Annotated in this window: 17 protein-coding genes, 2 tRNA genes and 2 pseudogenes; 15 read left to right on the top strand and 6 right to left on the bottom strand. The window is 60.9% G+C overall.

The features are described from left to right. Nucleotides 1–182: 182 nt before the first annotated feature. From TU80_RS01340 to TU80_RS33875, 4 genes and pseudogenes are all read left to right on the top strand, one after another. Complete coding sequence (locus TU80_RS01340) at nucleotides 183–944, top strand: SDR family oxidoreductase (RefSeq protein ID WP_057003697.1); 762 nt, start codon at nucleotides 183–185, stop codon at nucleotides 942–944. Between the two features lie 202 nt (nucleotides 945–1,146). Then, nucleotides 1,147–2,559 carry an aminotransferase-like domain-containing protein gene (locus TU80_RS01335; protein WP_057003696.1) on the top strand — a complete coding sequence of 471 codons (1,413 nt, stop codon included), beginning with the start codon at nucleotides 1,147–1,149 and terminating at the stop codon, nucleotides 2,557–2,559. 115 nt (nucleotides 2,560–2,674) lie between these two features. Next, nucleotides 2,675–3,781: pseudogene (locus TU80_RS33880) on the top strand (HAMP domain-containing protein); the annotation flags it as partial. Continuing rightward, nucleotides 3,761–4,642 carry a methyl-accepting chemotaxis protein gene (locus TU80_RS33875; protein ID WP_370737521.1) on the top strand — a complete coding sequence of 294 codons (882 nt, stop codon included), beginning with the start codon at nucleotides 3,761–3,763 and terminating at the stop codon, nucleotides 4,640–4,642. The pseudogene TU80_RS33880 and the gene TU80_RS33875, both read left to right, overlap by 21 nt. Before the next feature lie 39 nt (nucleotides 4,643–4,681). Here the strand turns inward: TU80_RS33875 and TU80_RS01325 are convergent, their stop codons facing one another. Next, nucleotides 4,682–5,494, bottom strand: a complete 813-nt coding sequence (locus TU80_RS01325) for an alpha/beta fold hydrolase (RefSeq protein ID WP_057003694.1) — start codon at nucleotides 5,492–5,494, stop codon at nucleotides 4,682–4,684. A 117-nt stretch (nucleotides 5,495–5,611) separates the two neighbouring features. Continuing rightward, nucleotides 5,612–6,382 carry a hypothetical protein gene (locus TU80_RS01320; protein WP_046384177.1) on the bottom strand — a complete coding sequence of 257 codons (771 nt, stop codon included), beginning with the start codon at nucleotides 6,380–6,382 and terminating at the stop codon, nucleotides 5,612–5,614. A 357-nt stretch (nucleotides 6,383–6,739) separates the two neighbouring features. Between TU80_RS01320 and TU80_RS01315 the strand changes: the two genes are divergently transcribed. The 4 genes and pseudogenes from TU80_RS01315 to TU80_RS01300 all read left to right on the top strand — a co-directional run. Then, nucleotides 6,740–6,815 (top strand) — tRNA-Glu (locus tag TU80_RS01315). A 2-nt stretch (nucleotides 6,816–6,817) separates the two neighbouring features. Continuing rightward, nucleotides 6,818–6,893 (top strand) — tRNA-Gly (locus TU80_RS01310). A gap of 226 nt (nucleotides 6,894–7,119) precedes the next feature. Further along, nucleotides 7,120–8,949, top strand: coding sequence for a tyrosine-type recombinase/integrase (locus TU80_RS01305; RefSeq protein WP_057003693.1), 1,830 nt, complete (start codon nucleotides 7,120–7,122; stop codon nucleotides 8,947–8,949). A gap of 471 nt (nucleotides 8,950–9,420) precedes the next feature. After that, nucleotides 9,421–9,951, top strand: a pseudogene (locus TU80_RS01300) (transposase); the annotation flags it as partial. Here TU80_RS01300 and TU80_RS32995 read toward each other — a convergent pair. From TU80_RS32995 to TU80_RS01285, 3 genes are all read right to left on the bottom strand, one after another. Continuing rightward, nucleotides 9,939–10,154 (bottom strand): hypothetical protein, encoded by a 216-nt coding sequence (locus tag TU80_RS32995; RefSeq protein WP_169796375.1) that lies wholly within the window; start codon nucleotides 10,152–10,154, stop codon nucleotides 9,939–9,941. The pseudogene TU80_RS01300 and the gene TU80_RS32995 overlap by 13 nt on opposite strands. A gap of 102 nt (nucleotides 10,155–10,256) precedes the next feature. Next, nucleotides 10,257–11,093 carry an IS4 family transposase gene (locus TU80_RS01290; RefSeq protein WP_282956010.1) on the bottom strand — a complete coding sequence of 279 codons (837 nt, stop codon included), beginning with the start codon at nucleotides 11,091–11,093 and terminating at the stop codon, nucleotides 10,257–10,259. A 120-nt stretch (nucleotides 11,094–11,213) separates the two neighbouring features. Then, nucleotides 11,214–13,283 carry an AsmA family protein gene (locus TU80_RS01285; protein WP_057003691.1) on the bottom strand — a complete coding sequence of 690 codons (2,070 nt, stop codon included), beginning with the start codon at nucleotides 13,281–13,283 and terminating at the stop codon, nucleotides 11,214–11,216. A gap of 358 nt (nucleotides 13,284–13,641) precedes the next feature. On the opposite strand from TU80_RS01285, the gene TU80_RS01280 reads away from it, so the two are divergent. Both TU80_RS01280 and TU80_RS01275 read left to right on the top strand, forming a co-directional pair. Continuing rightward, nucleotides 13,642–14,013, top strand: coding sequence for a hypothetical protein (locus TU80_RS01280; protein ID WP_046384877.1), 372 nt, complete (start codon nucleotides 13,642–13,644; stop codon nucleotides 14,011–14,013). 160 nt (nucleotides 14,014–14,173) lie between these two features. Next, nucleotides 14,174–14,806 carry a TetR family transcriptional regulator gene (locus TU80_RS01275; RefSeq protein WP_046384878.1) on the top strand — a complete coding sequence of 211 codons (633 nt, stop codon included), beginning with the start codon at nucleotides 14,174–14,176 and terminating at the stop codon, nucleotides 14,804–14,806. A 4-nt stretch (nucleotides 14,807–14,810) separates the two neighbouring features. On the opposite strand, the gene TU80_RS01270 is transcribed toward TU80_RS01275, so the two are convergent. Then, the gene (locus tag TU80_RS01270; protein WP_026140377.1) at nucleotides 14,811–15,317 is read right to left on the bottom strand and encodes a C40 family peptidase; all 507 of its coding nucleotides are present in this window, start codon (nucleotides 15,315–15,317) and stop codon (nucleotides 14,811–14,813) included. A gap of 338 nt (nucleotides 15,318–15,655) precedes the next feature. Here TU80_RS01270 and ureE point away from each other — a divergent pair, with 338 nt between their 5' ends. From ureE to TU80_RS01245, 5 genes are all read left to right on the top strand, one after another. After that, nucleotides 15,656–16,156, top strand: a complete 501-nt coding sequence (ureE, locus tag TU80_RS01265; protein ID WP_017849717.1) for an urease accessory protein UreE — start codon at nucleotides 15,656–15,658, stop codon at nucleotides 16,154–16,156. Then, nucleotides 16,153–16,827 (top strand): urease accessory protein UreF, encoded by a 675-nt coding sequence (locus tag TU80_RS01260; protein ID WP_057003690.1) that lies wholly within the window; start codon nucleotides 16,153–16,155, stop codon nucleotides 16,825–16,827. Before ureE ends, TU80_RS01260 begins: the two co-directional genes overlap by 4 nt. A 9-nt stretch (nucleotides 16,828–16,836) precedes the next feature. Then, a complete protein-coding gene (ureG, locus tag TU80_RS01255; RefSeq protein ID WP_017849719.1) occupies nucleotides 16,837–17,451 on the top strand; it encodes an urease accessory protein UreG in 615 nt (204 codons plus the stop codon). Nucleotides 17,452–17,473: 22 nt separating this feature from the next. After that, nucleotides 17,474–18,046 carry a HupE/UreJ family protein gene (locus TU80_RS01250; RefSeq protein ID WP_057003689.1) on the top strand — a complete coding sequence of 191 codons (573 nt, stop codon included), beginning with the start codon at nucleotides 17,474–17,476 and terminating at the stop codon, nucleotides 18,044–18,046. A 99-nt stretch (nucleotides 18,047–18,145) separates the two neighbouring features. Then, a complete protein-coding gene (locus TU80_RS01245; RefSeq protein ID WP_026140378.1) occupies nucleotides 18,146–19,267 on the top strand; it encodes an AGE family epimerase/isomerase in 1,122 nt (373 codons plus the stop codon). The last annotated feature ends 68 nt before the right edge of the window (nucleotides 19,268–19,335 follow it).

Here is a 19,335-nt window from a genome sequence, read left to right as displayed (position 1 = left end):
GCCTGCGGGCAAGGTCGGCCGAGGGCTGCGAATGCTTGGCGATAGGCTTCGATGATAGTCAGCCGGGCGGTCTTATCATTGTGATTCATGCAGCGCCAACCGGCCTTCTGATAGTGCTGACGCGCCCGTGTCGGGCTTGGCTAGACTCGGCCCACGGCTATTTCTCCCATAGGACATCCCCCATGAGCATGACGTTTTCCGGCCAGGTTGCCCTGGTCACCGGCGCCGCCGCCGGTATTGGCCGCGCCACCGCGCTGGCGTTTGCCGCCGAAGGTTTGAAGGTAGTGGTTGCCGACCTCGACGTAGCGGGCGGCGAAGGCACTGTCGCGCTGATCCGCGAGGCCGGTGGCGAGGCGCAGTTCGTGCGCTGCAACGTCACCCTGGAAGCCGATGTGCAGCAATTGATGGCGCAGACCGTCGCCGCGTATGGCCGCCTGGACTACGCCTTTAACAACGCCGGGATCGAGATCGAGAAAGGCAAGTTGGCGGACGGCACCCTCGATGAGTTCGACGCGATCATGGGCGTCAACGTCAAGGGCGTGTGGTTGTGCATGAAGTACCAATTGCCGTTGCTGCTGGCCCAGGGCGCTGGTGCGATCGTCAACACCGCGTCGGTGGCGGGGCTGGGCGCCGCGCCGAAGATGAGCATCTATGCCGCGTCCAAGCACGCGGTGATCGGCCTGACCAAATCGGCGGCCATCGAGTACGCGAAAAAGAACATCCGCGTCAACGCGGTATGCCCGGCCGTGATCGACACCGACATGTTCCGCCGTGCCTATGAAGCTGACCCGCGCAAAGCCGAATTCGCCGCGGCCATGCACCCGGTCGGGCGCATCGGCAAGGTCGAGGAAATCGCCAGTGCGGTGTTGTACCTGTGCAGTGACGGTGCGGCGTTCACCACCGGCCACGCCCTGGCGGTGGACGGCGGCGCCACCGCGATCTAGGACTCCAAGCCGCACCTCATTCGAAAAAGTTTGAGGTGCTGTGGGGCATTTCCATAGCTGGCAAAACGCCGTGATCCAATGTGTATCAGGAGGTAAATAAGTCAATAAAATCAATACTTTAGTTACTGTTGGCGACCGGTTGGAGCGGGCTTCTGTGCTTAACTGTTTTGGGTTGAATAACAGATAGTTAAGTGAGTGGCTCATGGATTTAGGGATCGATCGACAAGCCCTTGTACCGGTGGTGCAGCAAATCGTCAGCGCGGTGGCGGAATGGATTCGCAAGAGCGGGGTCAGCCCCGGTACACGCTTGCCGTCCATCCGCCAACTGGCCCTCGACAACCTGCTCAGCCAGTCCAGCGTGATCGAGGCATTCGAGCGCATGGAGGCCCAGGGCCTGCTGACCTCGAAGCAGGGCTCCGGGTTTGTGGTGGCGCAGCCGCCAGTGGCTCAGGAACGCCACTGGTATGAAGGCGCGGAGCGAGAGTGGGGCGCTTTCACCGACAGCCCGTTGGGCGAGTTGAAACTCGGCTGCGGTTGGCTGCCGGACGCCTGGCGCGAAAGCGATGACATCAGCTACGCGATCCGCGAAGTCAGCCGCATCGATACCGGCGGCCTGTTCAACTACAGCACGCCACTGGGGCTGCCGGCGCTGCGCGAGCAACTGCTCAAGCGCCTGACCCAGATTCACGTGGCCACCAGCCTCGACCGCATTCTCACCACCCATGGCGCCAGCCATGCCCAGGACCTGCTGATCCGCACCTTGCTCAAGGCCGGCGACACGGTGGTCGTGGAAACCCCCGGTTATGGCAACCTCTTTCGTCAGTTGGCCTTCCACGGCGTCACGCTGCTGGAAGTGCCGCGTACCCAGGGCGGCCCGGACGTCCCGGCGCTGGAAGCCCTGCTGCGTCGCCATCGTCCCAAGTGCCTGTTTATCAACAGCCTGTATCACAACCCCACCGGCACCAGCCTGTGCCGCAAGGTGGCCGAGCGTTTGCTGGCGCTGGCGCACAGCGAAGACTTTCTGATCATCGAAGAAGATGTCTACGCCGACCTGCAACACGCCAGTTGCACGCGGCTCTCGGCGCTGCCCCATGATGACCGGGTGATCTATGTCTCGAGTTTTTCCAAGACCCTCAGCAGTGCCCTGCGCGTCGGCTACCTCAGCGCCAGTTCGCCGATCATTGCGCAATTGGTACACCTCAAGACACTCACCGGCATCGGCACCTCGCGTTTTGCCGAAGCGGTGATGGCCACGTTGCTGGCCAACGGCACCTATCGCAAATGGGTGCAGCGCCTGCGCAAACGCCTGAACGCGCAAATGGCCGCGACCTTGCAGGTGCTGGAGGATGAGGAATGGCAGGTGTTCGCCGTGCCCGCCGGCGGCATGTTTGTCTGGGCGCGGCCTCGCATGGCCGACCGTTCACGCTTGCAGGCGTGTGCGCGGCAACTCGGCGTGTTGATGTCGCCGGGGGCGCTGTTCAGCCCCACGGGTGAACACAGCGAGTGGCAGCGCATCAATGTGGCCTATGCTGCTGATCAGCGGGCCCTGGCGTTGTTCCGCGCCGCGGGGCCTGCCAGATCGACCTCGACCATTCTGAAAACGACGAGTGTGTAGCTTTTTGCCATTATTGTGGCGCCAACGACTTGTGTTCAGGGCCTTGGGGTTGCGAATCTCGCTACTGGGAAACCGGACTTGATGGCATCCGCCATTGCAAGAGGATTCAAGTGCAATGATTTCGGCCGTGCAACGACGTTTCGCCAACCTCGGTATGGCGAAAAAACTGGGTTTGGGCTTCAGCCTGGTGCTGCTGTTGACTGCGTTGGTCGCAGCGATTGGCGTGTGGTCCCTGCAAACCGTTGGCCTGCGTTTCGAGGGCCTCAAGAGCATGTCTTCGCTCAACAGCGGGCTGCTCAAGGTGCGTTTGATCGAGCAGGACTATGCGCTGCACGCCGACCCCAAGTCCGTCGACGCCCTGCATGAGCAAGTCGACGCCTTGGCCGCCCTGGCCGCCAGCCTCAAGGCCGAGTCTGCGACCAACGTGCCGCTGATGACCGAGGTCGAACAGGCCCTGGCGGCTTACCGCAAGGCGTTCGATGAGTTCGTCGAACTGACCCAGACCAAGGACCTGGCACTGGAAATGGCCAGTTGGTCGGTGTCCAGCGTGGCCAATAACCTCGATGTGTTGCAGGCCGGCCTGGCCGACGATGGCGCCTATGGCCTCAAGGAAAGCCAGGGCAAGGAGGGCGCCGAGTTTATCGAGCAGGCGGGGCAGGTCAGCCAGGTTTCGCGGTTGATGCTGCAAGCCATGAACGAGGCCCATGTGCGCCTCGATCAGAGCCGCAAAGGGCAGGAAGACAACGCCGAACAAGGCAAGATCGAACAGGCCGAGCAGGCGCTGGCCCAGGTCGAGTTACTGAAGACCTCGGTCAAGGACGCCGGTTACCAGACGGTGCTCAATGAGGTCGGCGGGCATATCGCTGCGTTCAATGAAAAGCTCGGCGAATACACCGGCCTGCTGGCCCAGGAAAAAGTGGTCTACAAACAATTGCATGATCGCGCCGACCAAGTGGTCGGCCGCGTCGACCAGGCGTATGCCGCCGAAGATCAGTCGATGCAGGCGCAGTTGAAGAAAAGCGCGCTGCTGATTATCGGCTCCTCGGCCCTGGCGCTGTTGATGGGCTTGATTGCGGCCTGGGTGATTACCCGGTTGATCGTCGCGCCGCTGCGCCGGGTGATCGCGGTGGCCCAGCAGATCGCAGCCGGCGATTTGAGTGGGCGCATGGACGTCAGCCGCCGCGATGAAATCGGCCAGTTGATGCAGGCGATGCAACAGATGGGCAGCGGCTTGAGCGATATGGTCAGCAGGCTGCAAGCGGGCATCGAGCAATTGGCCAGTTCGGCGCATTCGCTGTCCAGCGTCACCGAGCAGACCAACATCGAGGTCAGCAGCCAGAAGGAAGAAACCGAGCAGGTCGCCACGGCGATGAACCAGATGACCGCCACGGTCCACGATGTGGCGCGCAACGCCGAAGAGGCCGCACAGGCTGCGCAGACCGCCGATGACAAAGTCGACAGCGGCCAGCAGGTGGTGCGCCAGAGTTTGCAGCGCATCGAACAGCTGGCCACGTCCAGCACCAGCGCGAGCGCCAGCATCGACAGCCTCAGCAGCGAAATCCAGAACATCGGCAGCGTGTTGAGCGTGATCAAAAGCGTGGCCGAACAGACCAACCTGCTGGCGCTCAACGCAGCCATCGAGGCCGCGCGCGCCGGTGAGCAAGGCCGTGGTTTTGCGGTGGTGGCCGATGAGGTGCGGGCGCTGGCCAAGCGCACCCAGCAATCGACCGAGGAGATCGAGCGCCTGGTCGGCACCTTGCGCAGCGCGGCGCAAGCGTCGGTGCAGCAGATCCAGCAGAGCGGCGAGTTGGTGAAGCTGGCCGTCAGCGATGCGCTGGAAACCGAAAGCGCGCTGGGCAGCATTGCGGTCGCGGTGTCATTGATCCAACAAATGAATCAGCAGATTGCGGCGGCGGCCGAGCAACAGAGTTCGGTGGCCGAAGAGATCAACCGCAGCGTCACCAGCATTCGCGCGAGTGCCGATCAATCGGCGTTGAGCATGCAGGGCAATGCCGCGTCGAGTATTGCGCTGGCGCGGTTGGGCGCGGAACTCAAGGGCATGGTGGGGCACTTCCGCCTTTGATCGCCGCCGCCGGGCCGCGATCAAAGGGCCGGGGCGCGATCAGGCGTGGTTGGCGAGGAAGGTCAGCAGCGCTTCATTGACGAAGTCCGGGTTCTCGCGGCTGGAGATATGCCCGGCGTCGGGAATCAGGCTCAGGCCGCAGCCGATCAGGCTGGCCATCTGCTCGGACTCGGCGGGTGGGCGAGGCGTGTCCTGTTCGCCGCACAGCACCAGGGTGGTGTCGGCGTCCAGGCGTGACAACTGCTCCAGCACATCTGCGCGGCTGAAGATCAGCCGACCCAGGGGCACGATGCTGTCCAGCAGGCGCGCCGTGGGGTAGCCCTGCAAGACTTTGCGGAAATCCTGGTACAGCGCCGATGCGCGGTCGATACCCGGGCGGAAAAAGATCGGCGCGACCACATCCAGCAGCGGCTCGGGGATGGCGCCGGCGTCTTCGATCATCTTGAACAGCGAAAAGTAGTGCTGGCGCGTGGCCTCGGGTTCGGCGCCGAGGTAGGTGTCCATCAGCACCAGGCTGTTGACCCGCTCGGGCGCCAGCAGGGCCAGGCGTGCGCCCCACATGCCGCCGACCGACAAACCCACCAGATTGACCTGGGCAATCTGCAACTGGTCGAGCAGTGCCAGGGCCTGGCGCGCCAGGTCGTCCAGGGAGCGCGTGTGCGCCGGCAGCGGCCCGGACTCGCCGTGGCCCCACAGTTCGGGGACGATCACGCGGTATTGCTGCGACAGCGCTTCGATCTGCGGTGCCCACATGGCGCGGTCCCACAGGTAACTCGAACCCAGCAGGACGACCGGGCCGCGGCCCTGGTCAACATAGTGCAGCGGTTGTCCATCAATCACGGCGACAGGCATAGCGGGCCTCTAACTTCACGGAGTGAGGGGGACTTTTGTACGCGAGTCGACGGCGAGGGGATAGATGCTAAATGATGGCATGTGGCGAGGAGCGCTCGCCACATGGGGTGGGGGAGGTCAGTCGTAGATGACTTTTTTCTTCCACTCGGCGTCGGTGTCGGCGACTTTCAGGCCTTCGGTCAGTTCGTTGACTTCATCTTCCGCCGGTTTGCTGTTGGTCAGCACCGTGGAGTTGGCGCGCGCCAATTGACTCTCCAGCAATTGCAGTTGCTCTCTGTAGATCGCCGGCTCAGGCTGTTTGCGCAGGTACTGCACGCCGCGCTCGAAGGCCAGGCGCGCCTGGCCCGGCTGGTTCTGTTGCAGGGCATGCTGGCCAAGGTTGTTGAAGAACTCGATGTGCAGCAGGACCAGGATGTGGCGAATCTCCCTGATCCAGTGCTTGGCTTCATTGGCCGGCAGGAAACCGTCCTGGGCGGCGCGGGTGACCTGACCGTGCAGGGCTTCGAGCAGGAAGCGCACGTCCTTGGCCTTGGCTTCGGTCTGGATCGGGCCGGGCGGGTTGTTGACCGGGATCGATTCGCCCTGGGCCACCAGCGCATTCAGTTCGGCGATCCGCGCCTTGAGCGGTGCGCTGGACTTGTTGAGGTGCAACAAGCGCTGGTTGACGTTGAGTTCCAGGCGGGTCAGCAGCAGCTTGAGTGCCGGAGTCATCAACTGGCCGGGGAAGGTCTCGGTGATTTCACCACAGCGACGCAGCCGGTCATTAAGCTCGATCACGGTGCGTTGCTTTTCCAGTTTGTTGTTTTCCACCACATGGTTCATATAGCCAATGGCGATCAGTATTGCGATCCCGGCTATTACCAGCAGGGTGATCATGAGTGGTGTCACCGGTGCGACCTCTTTATAGGGTTTGCTGTTGAGTGTAGTGACTGAGACATCTGCCGGATAGGACTGTTCGACCAGTTGCCCAGGTAGTTTCTTCTATATACGTAAGCATTCCCTGCGTAGATGCACAATGCCATCAGTTGCTGAGCGAACTATAGCGTCTTGTCGGGCGCCAGAATATAGGCGTCAAGGCGCGGACGCGCAGAATGCCCGCACGGGCCTGGAAAGGGGGGCGAAGTCATTGATTTAAATAAATTTATCCTGGGGGGTTGACGACCTTTCAATCCATCCATAGAATGCGCGCCACTTGCAGCGTAAAGCACACAGCGAAACGCGGCAGGGAGTGAATGTTGTACGTGTGTCCCCTTCGTCTAGTGGCCTAGGACACCGCCCTTTCACGGCGGTAACAGGGGTTCGAGTCCCCTAGGGGACGCCAATGCGGGAATAGCTCAGTTGGTAGAGCACGACCTTGCCAAGGTCGGGGTCGCGAGTTCGAGTCTCGTTTCCCGCTCCAAATTATGATCTACAGAGTTCCGTGGAATTATGTAGGTCTCTGAAATCAGGACCTTAGGGTCCTTTTTTCGTTCCAGCGAGTTCCACTGGAAACCACCGACAGCCACGACTTTTAAGTCCATTTTTAAGTCCATCAATACGGGTGTCACGGTTTCCGGATTGTTGCTGGAGGAGCGAGGCCTGCGCGACAAGTATCTAGTTCTGACCAAGAGTTCAGGAGCTAGAGCATGGCACTCTCGGATCTGGCTGTCCGGCAAGCAAAAGCAACCGGAAAGCCCTACACCCTCGGCGACCTTGATGGGCTGTCCCTGGCGGTGGCGCCTGAAGGCGGAAAGTCGTGGCACTACCGCTACTACTGGGCCGGTAAGCAGAAACGCATGTCGCTGGGCACTTACCCTGAGGTCAGTCTCCGGGAAGCGCGTGCCCTACGCGACGAAGCTCGAGCTCTTTTGGCCAAGGGCATCAACCCCCGAGCACACCGTAAGCAGAAGCGGCAGTCCGTCCGCCTCGCGGACGAGAACACATTCAAGGCCGTGTTTGACAAGTGGGTCGAGCATCGTAGGCTCGTTCTCAAGGAAGGACGGCAGAGCACGCTTTCACAGATCCAGCGCATCTTTGCCAAAGACGTTCTTCCTGTTCTTGGGAAGCGGTCAATCTATGAGATCCAGCGCCCCGACCTGTTGGAAGTCGTTGCAAGGATCGAGCGTAGAAAGGCGCTCACTACCGCCGAAAAGGTCCGTACCTGGTTCCGGCAGATGTTCCGTTACGCACTGATCATCGTCCCTGGGTTACCGCTGAACCCAGCGTTCGATCTGGATGTCGTCGCGTTGCCTCAGCCGCCTGTGCGTCACAATCCATTTCTGCGCATGCCTGAACTTCCGGTCATGCTCCAGATACTACGCAAGTATCCCGGTAAGCTGCAGACCCAGCTTGGCCTTCGGTTGCTACTTTTGACAGGGGTTCGCACTGGGGAGTTGCGACTGGCGACGCCGGATCAGTTTCGCCTTGATAAGGGCCTCTGGATCATCCCCCCTGAAGTGGTAAAACAGCTGCAGCTTGAACTGCGCAAGGAAGGCAAGCGTTCCGGTGATATCCCGCCCTACATCGTGCCGCTCTCTGTGCAGGCGATGGAGGTCGTTCGCCACCTGCTCGATCAAGTGAAGCCGGCGCAGCGATACCTGTTTACTCACTACAGTGATCTGAAAAAGCGCATCAGCGAAAACACACTCAACGCCGCGCTGAAACGGATCGGGTACAAGGATCAACTGACAGGTCATGGCATCAGGGGGACCATTTCCACCGCTCTCAACGAAATTGGCTACCCTAAGGCCTGGGTCGATGCGCAGCTCTCGCACTCTGATCCTGACAAAGTGAGCTCGGCGTACAACCATGCCGAATACGTGGAGCAACGGCGGCGCATGATGCAGGACTGGGCCGACCGGCTGAACCTGTTCGAGCAAAACCAGATCGAGTCAGCCAGCATGCACCTCACGGTTCATCTAGAAAGTGTTCCGCAATTGGCGGATGGTATTGACGAAGTGATCCCGGCAATGACGCCTGCGCCCATCCTGCTGGTGACGAAGTCAGGGAGCACGATGCCAACTCTGCCAGCGACTGTTCAGCGCATATCGGCTGTTTCGGGACCAATGCCTGAGTTTTCGGATATTCAGCGTGAGCGGCTGGAAATGCTGGAGATGTTCAATGCCCCGCATAACCTGCCGGCTGCGGTGTTCGCTGAGATGGCCGGTAAATCACGCCGGAGGATCAGTTACGAGATTCAGGCCAGAAAAGTGCTTGCGCTGAGCCTGGGTAACCAGGGGCAGCGCGTTCCAGATTGGCACCTAGATCCCCTGAAACATAGGTTGGTGCAGGCTGTTCTGAAGCATTCGCAGGACGCTGATTCCTGGGAGATTTACCGAGCATTACTGAATCCTCACCGAATGCTGGAAGACCGCACGCCGATCGGGGCCGTTACGTCAGCGAATTTCCATGAGGCTGTCATGGCTGCGTGTTTTACCTTGAAGAGTGGCGAGAGCTCCTCTCCTCAACGAGCATAGAAAAGGATCGGTCACGAGTTCCGGGCCTTAAGGGAATGGCTGGGAAACTAAATGCAGAACCCGTGGCTTCTTAGCTGAAATTTGTAATCGAAACGATATCGTGGCTGAGAATCTCGACATTTAATCGTTAGCTTGCTATCATAATTATACATTCCGCCATGTTGAGATGCTTGAGAAATTAGAAGCCCTGACGGCCATGAACCGTCAGGGCTTTACTTTGTCAGCTAAATGCTCAACTGGAAGATGGCCTCGGAGCAGAGGGTGGATGTCCAGTGAAATCCATAAGTTAATGGCATGGGGTGCTAGGGGTAGAGTGTTCGAATCACTCCGTACCGACCATATTTTTCAATGACTTAGCCCAATCTTCATCGGTTGGGTGCTTTTTCATGATGCACCAGGCATGGCGCGTTGCGCGCAAGCGCAACCAGCTTGGCTGGCGCAATAGCCCTGCTGTTCGGAGCGCTGATGCCATTGCCGGATCGGCTGACCGCGCGACTGCTGAGCAAAACCGTCAAGGGCAAGGTGTGTCAGATCCTGACGTCGATGGCCGATCCGCTGCGCTTTCCATCCGACGAAATCGTCGATCTGTACAGCCAGCGATGGGAGATTGAACTCGGATTTCGGGAGATGAAACAGACGCTGCTCAACAGCAGTTATACGCTGCGCAGCAAGACGCCAGAGATGATCGAGCAAGAGTTGTGGGGCGTGTTGTTGGGCTACAACTTGTTGCGCTATCAGATGGTGGAAATGAGTCGCCACTGTCCTGGCATTTACCCGTGCGAAATGAGCTTTACCGCCTGCACTTGGGCGATTCTCGGGTTTATCAACAGCGTCTCCGCCGACCGTTCCGGGAACATTCCCAAGTATTTGGCCGAGCTTCATGCTTCAGCGCCGCACTACGTGCTGCCGCATCGACGTGAGGAGCGCGTTTATCCTCGGGCGATTCGGCTGAAATCACCGAAGTATCCGATCAGAAATAAAAATGCCAGTCAGCTTAACTGACTGGCATTAGGCACACGGGTGCCGTCTTTAGACACAGCGAAATACTGCTCGACGACCTCATTGCTGGAATCAAAAAACGTCGGCATGGTTTTCAGCGCTTCTGGCGACTTTCCGATCTCGGCCAGAAACAATGTGGTAGGCGTCAGGTAGTCGGCAGAAGCCAGCCAGAGTTCATGGCTGTACGCGGGGGCTCCGTCGTTCATCGGCCCACTGAGCAATGGACCCAGGGCCCAGTAGACTCTGGGCAACACGGCACCTGCAAGGCAGGCGATGCTCAGTTGGAACAAGCCTCTGAATGGTTGGGCTCAATGTTCGAACAATTTGCCTTCGAACATCAGCAACCCGGGCCATTGCTTGCGGGCCTGCGGCGAAGTGCTCAGCGAAACAATCGCATCCTGGCGCCCCAAACGCTGGATCACCTCGTACTGCGAGCCTTTTTTCAGCGGCATCAGCCAGTGGCGTTCGACGCCTGCTTGCTGCCATTGATGCAATAAACCTAACGAGTAAAAACCACGATCAAACAGCGTCAGCGAGTGATCGGGGGTGGTTTCGATCAGTTGCTCGGCCAGTTTCATTTCGTTGCTGCGGTAGCCGTCAAACGCACTTCCAATCAGCAAATGGCTGGTCAACTCCATTTGGCAGACCATGCGCACCTGAGGAAAACCGGTGTCGCCATGCTGGTTGCTGGCGGAGTCATAGCGCGCCCGATTTTCCGGCGTGTCGGGCGTGCGCCAGACAACGCCATCGACGCCCAACAAACGCAGACCGGCCCAAGTCGGATGGCCGGCCGCCTCATGCCAACTTTTCTGGGTCAAATCGAAGACTTGTCGTACAGCTTCGCTGCCCAATCTCTGACGGGCCTGAACTACGGCGCTGGGGGCCACCAACGGGCGCTGGCCCGGCAACATGATGTTCATGCGACTGACCACATCCCAGGCAGACATGCGCCGGAAGAACGCCATGGAAATCACGCACCAGAGCATCATTTCCAGCGGCAAACGACGCTTGCGCAGCGTCGCCACACCCGCTTGTTCAAGCGCCTGTTCGACCAAAGAAGGATCGATCAAGGCATCCAATCCCTCGATGGCGTTGGGGGTAGAGGCGATGTTGTGGGTCAGTTCCAGTGCCCGAGCGAGACGCATAAAAAAATCCGATGCCAGTGTAGGCATCGGATTTTGATTTTTTGCGGCCAAAGGTCAAGCGAGAAGGCTTAACTGATCGGCATTACCCCTAGGGGCGCCCTTTCTTACGACTGCGCCGAATCAACCTTTCACGGTCTTCGGCGCCTTGCCTTCCTTCATCTGCTGCAACAACGGCGCGCACTGATTGGGCACGTCGCCGCTCGGCGCGACCAGTGCCAGCAACCCGGCAGCCGGGCCGGCGATCACGCCCAGCGCGACCATGCCGGCGCCACGCAGTGCCAGGGGGATGGCTTTCACGCCGGCATTCGGTTTGATGAACGGACCGTTCACATACAGTGGTGAGCGCAGCGAGAACAGGCGGAAGCCTTTCGATTCCGGGGTGATGGTCAGGTCGAGCTGCTCCGAGGCCATGTTCGCCGTGCCATCGATATAGACGATGGCGTTCTCGGTATCGAACACAAACAAGCGCGTGGTCGCGAGCCCGGTCTTGATGCCGAAGTCGGCCGCCGCGCAGTTGATCTTCACTTCCTTGTCGCCAAACAGGCGCCCGACGACGTAGTTGCCTACGTTGAGCCCGACGATTTCCATCAGGCCCCGGCTGATGGCGCCGTCGTTGATCAGCATCTTCAGGTCACCGTTGGCCGAGCCCAGCAACGCCGCCACCGAGTTACCACGCCCGGCAATATCGGCATCGCCGTTGAGTTCGCCAAAGCTGGTTTTCATCGGCTCGAAGGTCGGGAACAACTGTTTGAGCTTGAAGTTGCGCGCGGTCAATTTGGCGCGGCCTTCCATCGGCGTGATGCGCCCGTTCAGGCGGATCTGTGCATCGAGCTTGCCGCCGGCCACGCCGAACCGCAGGGGTTGCAGGCTCAGTTCGCCATCCGTCAGCACCAAGTGCGTATAGAGATCGGTGAAGGGCAAGTCGGTGCTGTGGACGATGCGTTTGCCGGTGAATTCCACGTCGGCATCCATGTCACGCCAGCGCTCGGTGCGGAACGCTTCCACCGGCAGCACTTTGGTCGCCGGTTGCTTGCTCATCCCGCCACGGGCTTTTTGCTTGGCGTTGGAGTCGGCACCGATCAAGGGCGCAAGGTCAGCCATCAGCAGTTGGTTGGACACCAGCGTGCCGCTGAGTTTGGGCCGCGGCTGGCTGGCGACGTAGGCCAGGTTGCCGTGGATGTCGCTGTCGCCGATCTTGCCGTTGAAGTTGTCGTAGCGGAACGTCGCGCCGCTGGCTTGATGCAGTTGCGCGATCAGGCGCCCATCGGTGGAATAGGCCGGCGAGTCCGGCAGGGTGACGCCGGTCAGCGGGTACAGGTTGCCCAGGCTGGCGCCGGCGAGTTTCAGGCGCAGGTCCAGGGCACCGAGGTTGAGCGGGTCGGTCAGGGTGCCGGCCACGGCGATGCGGGTGTCGGCGACGCTCACCTGGGCTTGCAGCGGAAACGGCTTGGCCGCGTCCTGCAAGGCGAGCAGGCCGCCGATCTTGCCGCTGCCGTCGAGTGTCTGCCCGTGGTAACGGCCTTTGACCTTGAGGCCGAACGCATAGTCCTGGGGGGCCGCGCCTTTTTCCAAGACCTTTTTGGCATCCGCATCGCCGACGATTTCGCCAAACGGAATGGGTTTGCCCAGCGGGTCGATGATCACGTCCAGTTGGGTTTTGAGGGTCTGGTCGTCGAGGGTCACGTGACCCTTGTCGAAGCCGATGGCACCGATGTCCACCACCCAGGCGGAGGGTTCGGCGTTAGGGTCCTTGGGATCGAATGTGAACACCCAGTTGGCGCGCCCATCGGCCAGGCGCTGCAACTCGGCGCTCGGTTCGACGAGGTCGATACGCGGGATCACCACGCGTTGCACCAGCAAGGCCAATGGCGAGATACGCAGCTCCACACGCTTGAGCGTGACCATCTGCGGGGTTTTCGACCAGTCGGGGTTGCCCAGGCTCAGGTCTTCGGCAATGACATGGGGCCAGGGCACCCAGGCACGCCAGCCGCCCTCGTCCAGTTCACGGCGCCACACCACCGCCAGGTTGCCATTGATGGCGAACGGACGATGCAGTTCTTCGGAAACCTTGGCATTGAGCGGCGGTTTGATGCGGTTCCAGTCGAAGAACAGCAAAAACAACACCACCACGGCGATTGATAGAACGATGCTGGCGCAGCACCAAGCGACGATTTTACGAGTGCGCGTCATTGCACAGAGCTCCTGAATACGACTGGCTGAGTCACAGCCCTTGAGACAGCTTATACAGCTAGGACTGGCAAACCCTCCCGGGGTTTAACCCAATCAACGTTTTGCCGGAAAAAATCCATTTTTCTGACCACTTCGACAGATTTATCCCACGCCAGCGCACCATTGTTACCCAAGCGCGTGTCGAAAATACCCAGCACGGTGCAAAACCGCGGGCTTGAGAGGCTCGACTTAGAGCCTCCCATGGGAACAATCAATTCCGTTGATTATTACCATTGGGTTTATGAACTTTTATATCGACTTATCGAGAGTAGCATTAGCCCCGTACCCACTTAATCGCCCTCCCAAGGAGCAACCCATCATGAAACGCCAAGTACTCGCTACCGTGCTGCTGTCCGTCCTGGCATCCAGTGCCTTTGCCCTGCCGGCCGCTGAACAAGCGATCCCACAAGCCAAAGCCGATGCCGTTCAATTCAGCCAAACCCTCGCCCGTAGCGGGTCGCAAGAACAAGAGAACCGTGACTACGCCAAAGGCGCCGTTGCTGAAAATGGTTCGGAACAAGCCAACAAACGCGCTTACACCGAAGGCGTGACCGAAAACGGCCACAACCGCCTGGAAGAAAAAGGCCTGGTTGAAGGTGGTGCTGAACACGCCAACAAACGTGCCTATACAGAAGGTGTTGCTGAAGGCGGTGCCGACCGTCTGCAAGACCTGCATCAAGCTCAGAGCTAAGCCTGTGGTGGCCCGGAAAAAAGCCCGATCCCTGGATCGGGCTTTTGACTTTCTGCACAACGTGTCACGTATCCACGCCGCAATGCCCTGCCAAGTTCGACGTCTATGAAGCGGTTTTGCTAGAGTGCGTCGCTGTACTTGCCGACAAAGCCCGCCCGCCATGCTGCCCCGTGCCGAACAGAAGCAACAGACCCGCCTCGCCCTGATGGACGCTGCCCGCCATCTGATGGAGTGTGGCCGCGGGTTCGGCAGCCTGAGCCTGCGGGAAGTGGCCAAGACAGCCGGGATCGTGCCCACCGGGTTCTATCGTCACTTTGCCGACATGGACCAACTGGGCCTGGTGCTGGTCAGCGAAGTCGGCCAGACCTTCCGTGCCACGATCCGCCTGGTGCGCCACAACGAATTCATGATGGGCGGCATTATCGATGCATCCGTGCGGATCTTCCTCGATGTGGTCGCGGCCAATCGCTCGCAATTCCTGTTCCTGGCCCGCGAACAGTACGGTGGCTGCCTGGCTGTGCGCCAAGCCATCGGCGCGCTGCGCGAAGACATCACCAGTGACCTGGCCGCCGACCTGACCCTGATGCCCAAGCTCCAGCACCTGGACGCCGACGGCCTGCACGTGATGGCCGACCTGATCGTCAAAAGTGTGTTCGCCACCCTGCCCGACATCATCGACCCGCCCGCCCACGCGCTGCCCGCCCACCTCACGCCCCAGGCGAAAATCACCCAACAGTTGCGCTTCATCTTCATTGGCCTTAAGCACTGGCAGGGCCTCGGCAGCACCGAGTAAGCCGTCAACCCGCCGTGTGGAAACGCTTGGCGCCGGTGTAGTTCTTGTTCCAGTAGTTGTTGCTCAGCGAATCGATCCGCACATTCTTGCCGGCCCGCGGCGAATGAATGAATTTCCCTTCGCCGATATACAGCCCCACATGGCTGACCTGACCGCGCCCGTTGCCTTTGAAAAACACCGCGTCCCCCGGCTTGAGCTCGTTGCGCTTGACGGTCGCAGCCGTTGAACGGTGCATCGCCGCCGTCGTGCGCGGGATGTGAATGTTGGCTTCGGTCTTGAACAGGTAGACCAGGAAACTACTGCAATCAAACCCTTGCTCGGCCGAGGTGCCCCCCCATTTGTACGGGGTGCCCAGCAGGGCATGGGCGCGGTCGACCACATTCGCCACCGAAGACGTTGGAACACCAGGCAGCGAAGAGCCGAATGTCGATTGGGGTTTCAGGTTGGCCGAGGCCGATGAGATGACGCAGGAAAGACTGAAAAGGATTAAAAAGAAAAGTGACTTGAACATTGATGAATCGCCGTGGTGTTAAGACGGCGCAAATCCTAAAGAAACAGCGCGTAACTTTTTGAACGCGGAATCCGGATGCTGCGTAGGAGAAATCTGAAAAAACACCAGTGCGAATTAGATGAGAGAAATTTCATGCAAAACCGCACACCACATCCACACACAACGCCCCCATCCAGTGCTACACCTCCAGACTCGCACCAAATTGAGGCATAAAGGCACTGACTGACGCCCTATTCGGTGGCATCGCTGCGCTCGCCTTCAGGGAATTCCTACTCCTGCGCGGGATTGGCAAGCCCCTTGCTCTAGCTCTCTTATCGCTCATAGCTGGAAGCCTTCTGATGCTGGTGATCCACCGCCGAATCGCCCCGCAAGCCCTCTGGGCCGCCGAGTTGCTGCTGAACTTCGAAGCACGCAGCAAAAGCCGCCTGCGCTGTTTCAGTGCCGACGGCGAAGACGTCGGCCTGTTCCTGGAGCGTGGCCAGCCGCCGCTGCACGATGGCGAGTTCCTACAGGCTGAAGACGGACGTGTAGTACGTGTCTGCGCGCGCCCTGAACAACTGCTGCACGTCACCTGTCGCAATGCATTTGAACTGACCCGCGCCGCGTATCACCTGGGCAATCGCCACGTGGCCTTGCAAGTAGGCGACGGCTGGTTGCGCCTGCTGGATGATTACGTGCTCAAGGCCATGCTTGAACAGCTGGGCGCGCGGACCGAAACCCTCGAAGCGCCATTCCAGCCGGAACACGGGGCCTACGGCGGCGGTCACCACCATTCACGCCATGGCGATGAAGATTTCAACTACCCGCCGAAGCTGCATCAGTTCGGCGTGCGTTTATGAACCCAGCCTGGGCGCTGCTGCGTCTGGCCAGTCCGCAATTGCCGATTGGCGGCTACAGCTATTCCCAGGGCCTGGAAATGGCCGTGGAGAATGGCCGCGTCTTTGACGCGGCCGGCGCCCGCCGCTGGATCAGCGACCAGTTGCTGCTCAACCTCGCCCGCTTCGAAGCGCCGCTGTTGCTCGCGCATTGCCGCGCCGCCGTGACCGGCGATTGGTCGCAGCTGGCGCAACTGTGCGAGGAACACCGCGCCAGTCGCGAGACCCGCGAGCTGTATCAGGAGAGCCGGCAGATGGGGTACTCCCTGCAGCAACTGCTCAACGGCCTGCCGGAACTGGACGACGCGGCCCGTGATTTTCTCGCACAACACGCCGAGCCGCATCTGGCGCTGGGCTGGGCCCTGGCCGCACGCGCCTGGGGCATCAGCCCCGACGACGCCCTCGCCGCCTGGCTGTGGAGCTGGCTGGAAAACCAGCTGGCCGTGCTGATGAAAACCCTGCCGCTCGGCCAGCAGGCCGCCCAACGCCTGACCAGTGAACTGCTGCCCCTGCTGCAACACGCCCAGCAGGACGCCAGCCACATCGACCCCAACCATTTCGGCAGCGCCGCGTTCGGCCTGTCCCTGGCGTGCATGGCCCACGAGCGCCAGTACAGCCGCCTGTTCCGTTCCTAGGAGAAGCACATGAACACACAACCTCTGCGTGTCGGCATCGGCGGCCCGGTGGGCTCCGGCAAGACCGCCCTGACCCTGGCCCTGTGCCTGGCCTTGCGTGATCGCTACAACCTGGCGGTGGTCACCAACGACATCTATACCCGCGAAGATGCCGACTTCCTGGTGCGCAACCAGGCCCTGGCGCCCGAGCGCATCATCGGTGTGGAAACCGGCGGCTGCCCGCACACGGCGATCCGTGAAGACGCCTCGATCAACCTGGAAGCGGTGGACCAACTCAACCGGCGCTTTCCCGGCCTGGACCTGATCCTGGTGGAGTCGGGCGGCGATAACCTGTCGGCGACGTTCAGCCCGGAACTGTCGGACCTGACCATCTATGTGATCGATGTGTCCGCCGGCGATAAACTGCCGCGCAAGGGCGGTCCCGGCATCTGCAAATCCGACCTGCTGGTGATCAACAAGATCGACCTGGCGCCCTTGGTCGGCGCCTCGCTGGAACTGATGAACAGCGACACCCAACGCATGCGCAACGGTAAACCCTTTGTGTTCAGCAACCAGAAAACCGGCGTCGGCCTGGATGAGATCGTCGCCTTCATCGAACGCCAGGGCCTGCTGACTGCGGCCTGATCACCCCATAAGGAACCTGTCCATGCGCCTGAAAAAACTCTTCGCTGCCGCCGCCCTGCTGCTCGCACCCGCCTTGGCCTTCGCCCACCCGGGTCACGGCGACAACGGCCTGGTGGCGGGTATCAGCCATCCATTGGGCGGTCTCGACCATTTGCTGGCCATGCTGGCGGTCGGCTTGTGGGCCGCCCAGCAAAAAGGCGCGGCGCGTTGGGCGCTGCCCTGTACCTTCGTGGCCACCCTGTTGCTCGGCGGCCTGTTGGGCTTTGAAGGCCTGGCGTTGCCGGCGCTGGAAAGCGGGATTGCCGCGTCGGTGCTGGCCCTGGGCCTGGCGGTGGCGCTGGCGGTGCGCCCGCCGTTGTTCATGGCGCTGGGGGCGACGGCCTTGTTCGCGCTGTTCCACGGCGTGGCCCATGGCTTGGAGCTGCCGGACATGTCCAGCCCTTGGGCGTATGCCGCCGGATTTGTCGGCGCCACCGCTGCGTTGCACGCTGCCGGTTATGCCGTGGTGCGCTGGCTGCCGACTGCGGCGGCGCCGTTGGTGCGGGTTGCCGGGGCGGCTTCGGCGGCGACCGGGGTTTGGTTGCTGGCTGGCTGATTTGCGGCGCGATTAAGCGCCTCATCGGTGGCGCAGACACCACTGATCCCAAGCCTGCTACCATGCGCGCCTACACCCCTGCCGTGACGACGCCAGCCGATGCCCATCGCTCCAAGCTCCGCCCTTCAGCCTTCCTTGAATGCCGTGCTCACGCACTTCCATGACCTGATCGTGCCGCTCTGGCAGGGCCCGGGCTGGAACGCCGAGCTGGCGCTGCCCTACGAGGCGCTGGACGCCGACCACCGGCCGCTGCCGCCGCAACGCTACCGCGCCATGGCCTGTGCCCGGCAGTTGTACCTGTTCGCCAGCCTGATCGGCGAACCCGGCGCAGCCTTTGCCGAAGAACGCGCCGCCGTGTTGTTCCGCTCGCTGCAACGGCATTTCCACGACGCCGAGCACGGCGGCTGGTTCTACAGCATCGACCCCGCCGGCCAGCCGCTGGACAAGCGCAAGGATCTGTACACCCACGCGTTCATCATCTTCGCCTGCGCCCATTACTGGGCCAAGGTACGCGAACCGCTGGTGGAGTCGGTGTTGAATGCGGCGCTGGAAGTGGTCGCCCAACGTTTCGCCAGCGGCGATGGCCTGTACGAGGCGGTGCTGGAGCGTAATTGGTCGTCCCTCAAGTCCGGCCCATTGCAAAACCCGCTGATGCACCTGGCGGAAGGCTTCCTCGCCACCCTGGCGGTGCGTGAAGACGCCGCGGTGCAAACCGCATTGCTGGCCTTGGCGACGGCCATGCAGCAGCGTTTCATCGAGCGCCAGCACGGCGTGATGATGGAAAAACCGCTGGGCGCTGTGGATAACTGGTTTGAGCCGGGGCACCAGTTCGAGTGGTTCTTCTTGCTTGAGTCTTCCGACGTGCTGCGCGGCACGCCGCTGCATGCTTCGCTGACGCGGGCCTTTGCCTATGCCGAGCAAACGGGTGTGGATAACCGGACCGGCGCGGTCAGCGGCATGCTTGCCCTGGACGGCAGCGTGCGCGACGGCACCCAACGCATCTGGGCCCAGGCGGAATACCTGCGCGCACTGACCTTGCGGCCGGGCAGCGAAGCCGTGCTGCAGCGCCAGTTGCTCGCGTTGCAGCAGCACTTCCTGCATGCCAAGGGCTGGAATGAATGCCTGGATGCCCAGGGCAGCGTGAGCCGACGGGATATGCCGTCGACCACGCCGTATCATCTGGCGACCTGTTATCAGGGGTTGGTCAAGGTTCTCGGCTGACCTCAGGGCCTCATCGGGGGCAAGCCCCCTCCCACCTTTGAAGGTGGTTCACAGATATTGATGTGTGA

This window comes from Pseudomonas veronii, assembly GCF_001439695.1.
Classification (GTDB): domain Bacteria; phylum Pseudomonadota; class Gammaproteobacteria; order Pseudomonadales; family Pseudomonadaceae; genus Aquipseudomonas; species Aquipseudomonas veronii.
Note: the sequence above shows the minus strand (reverse complement) of the source record. Positions and strands in the feature narration are given on the sequence as shown.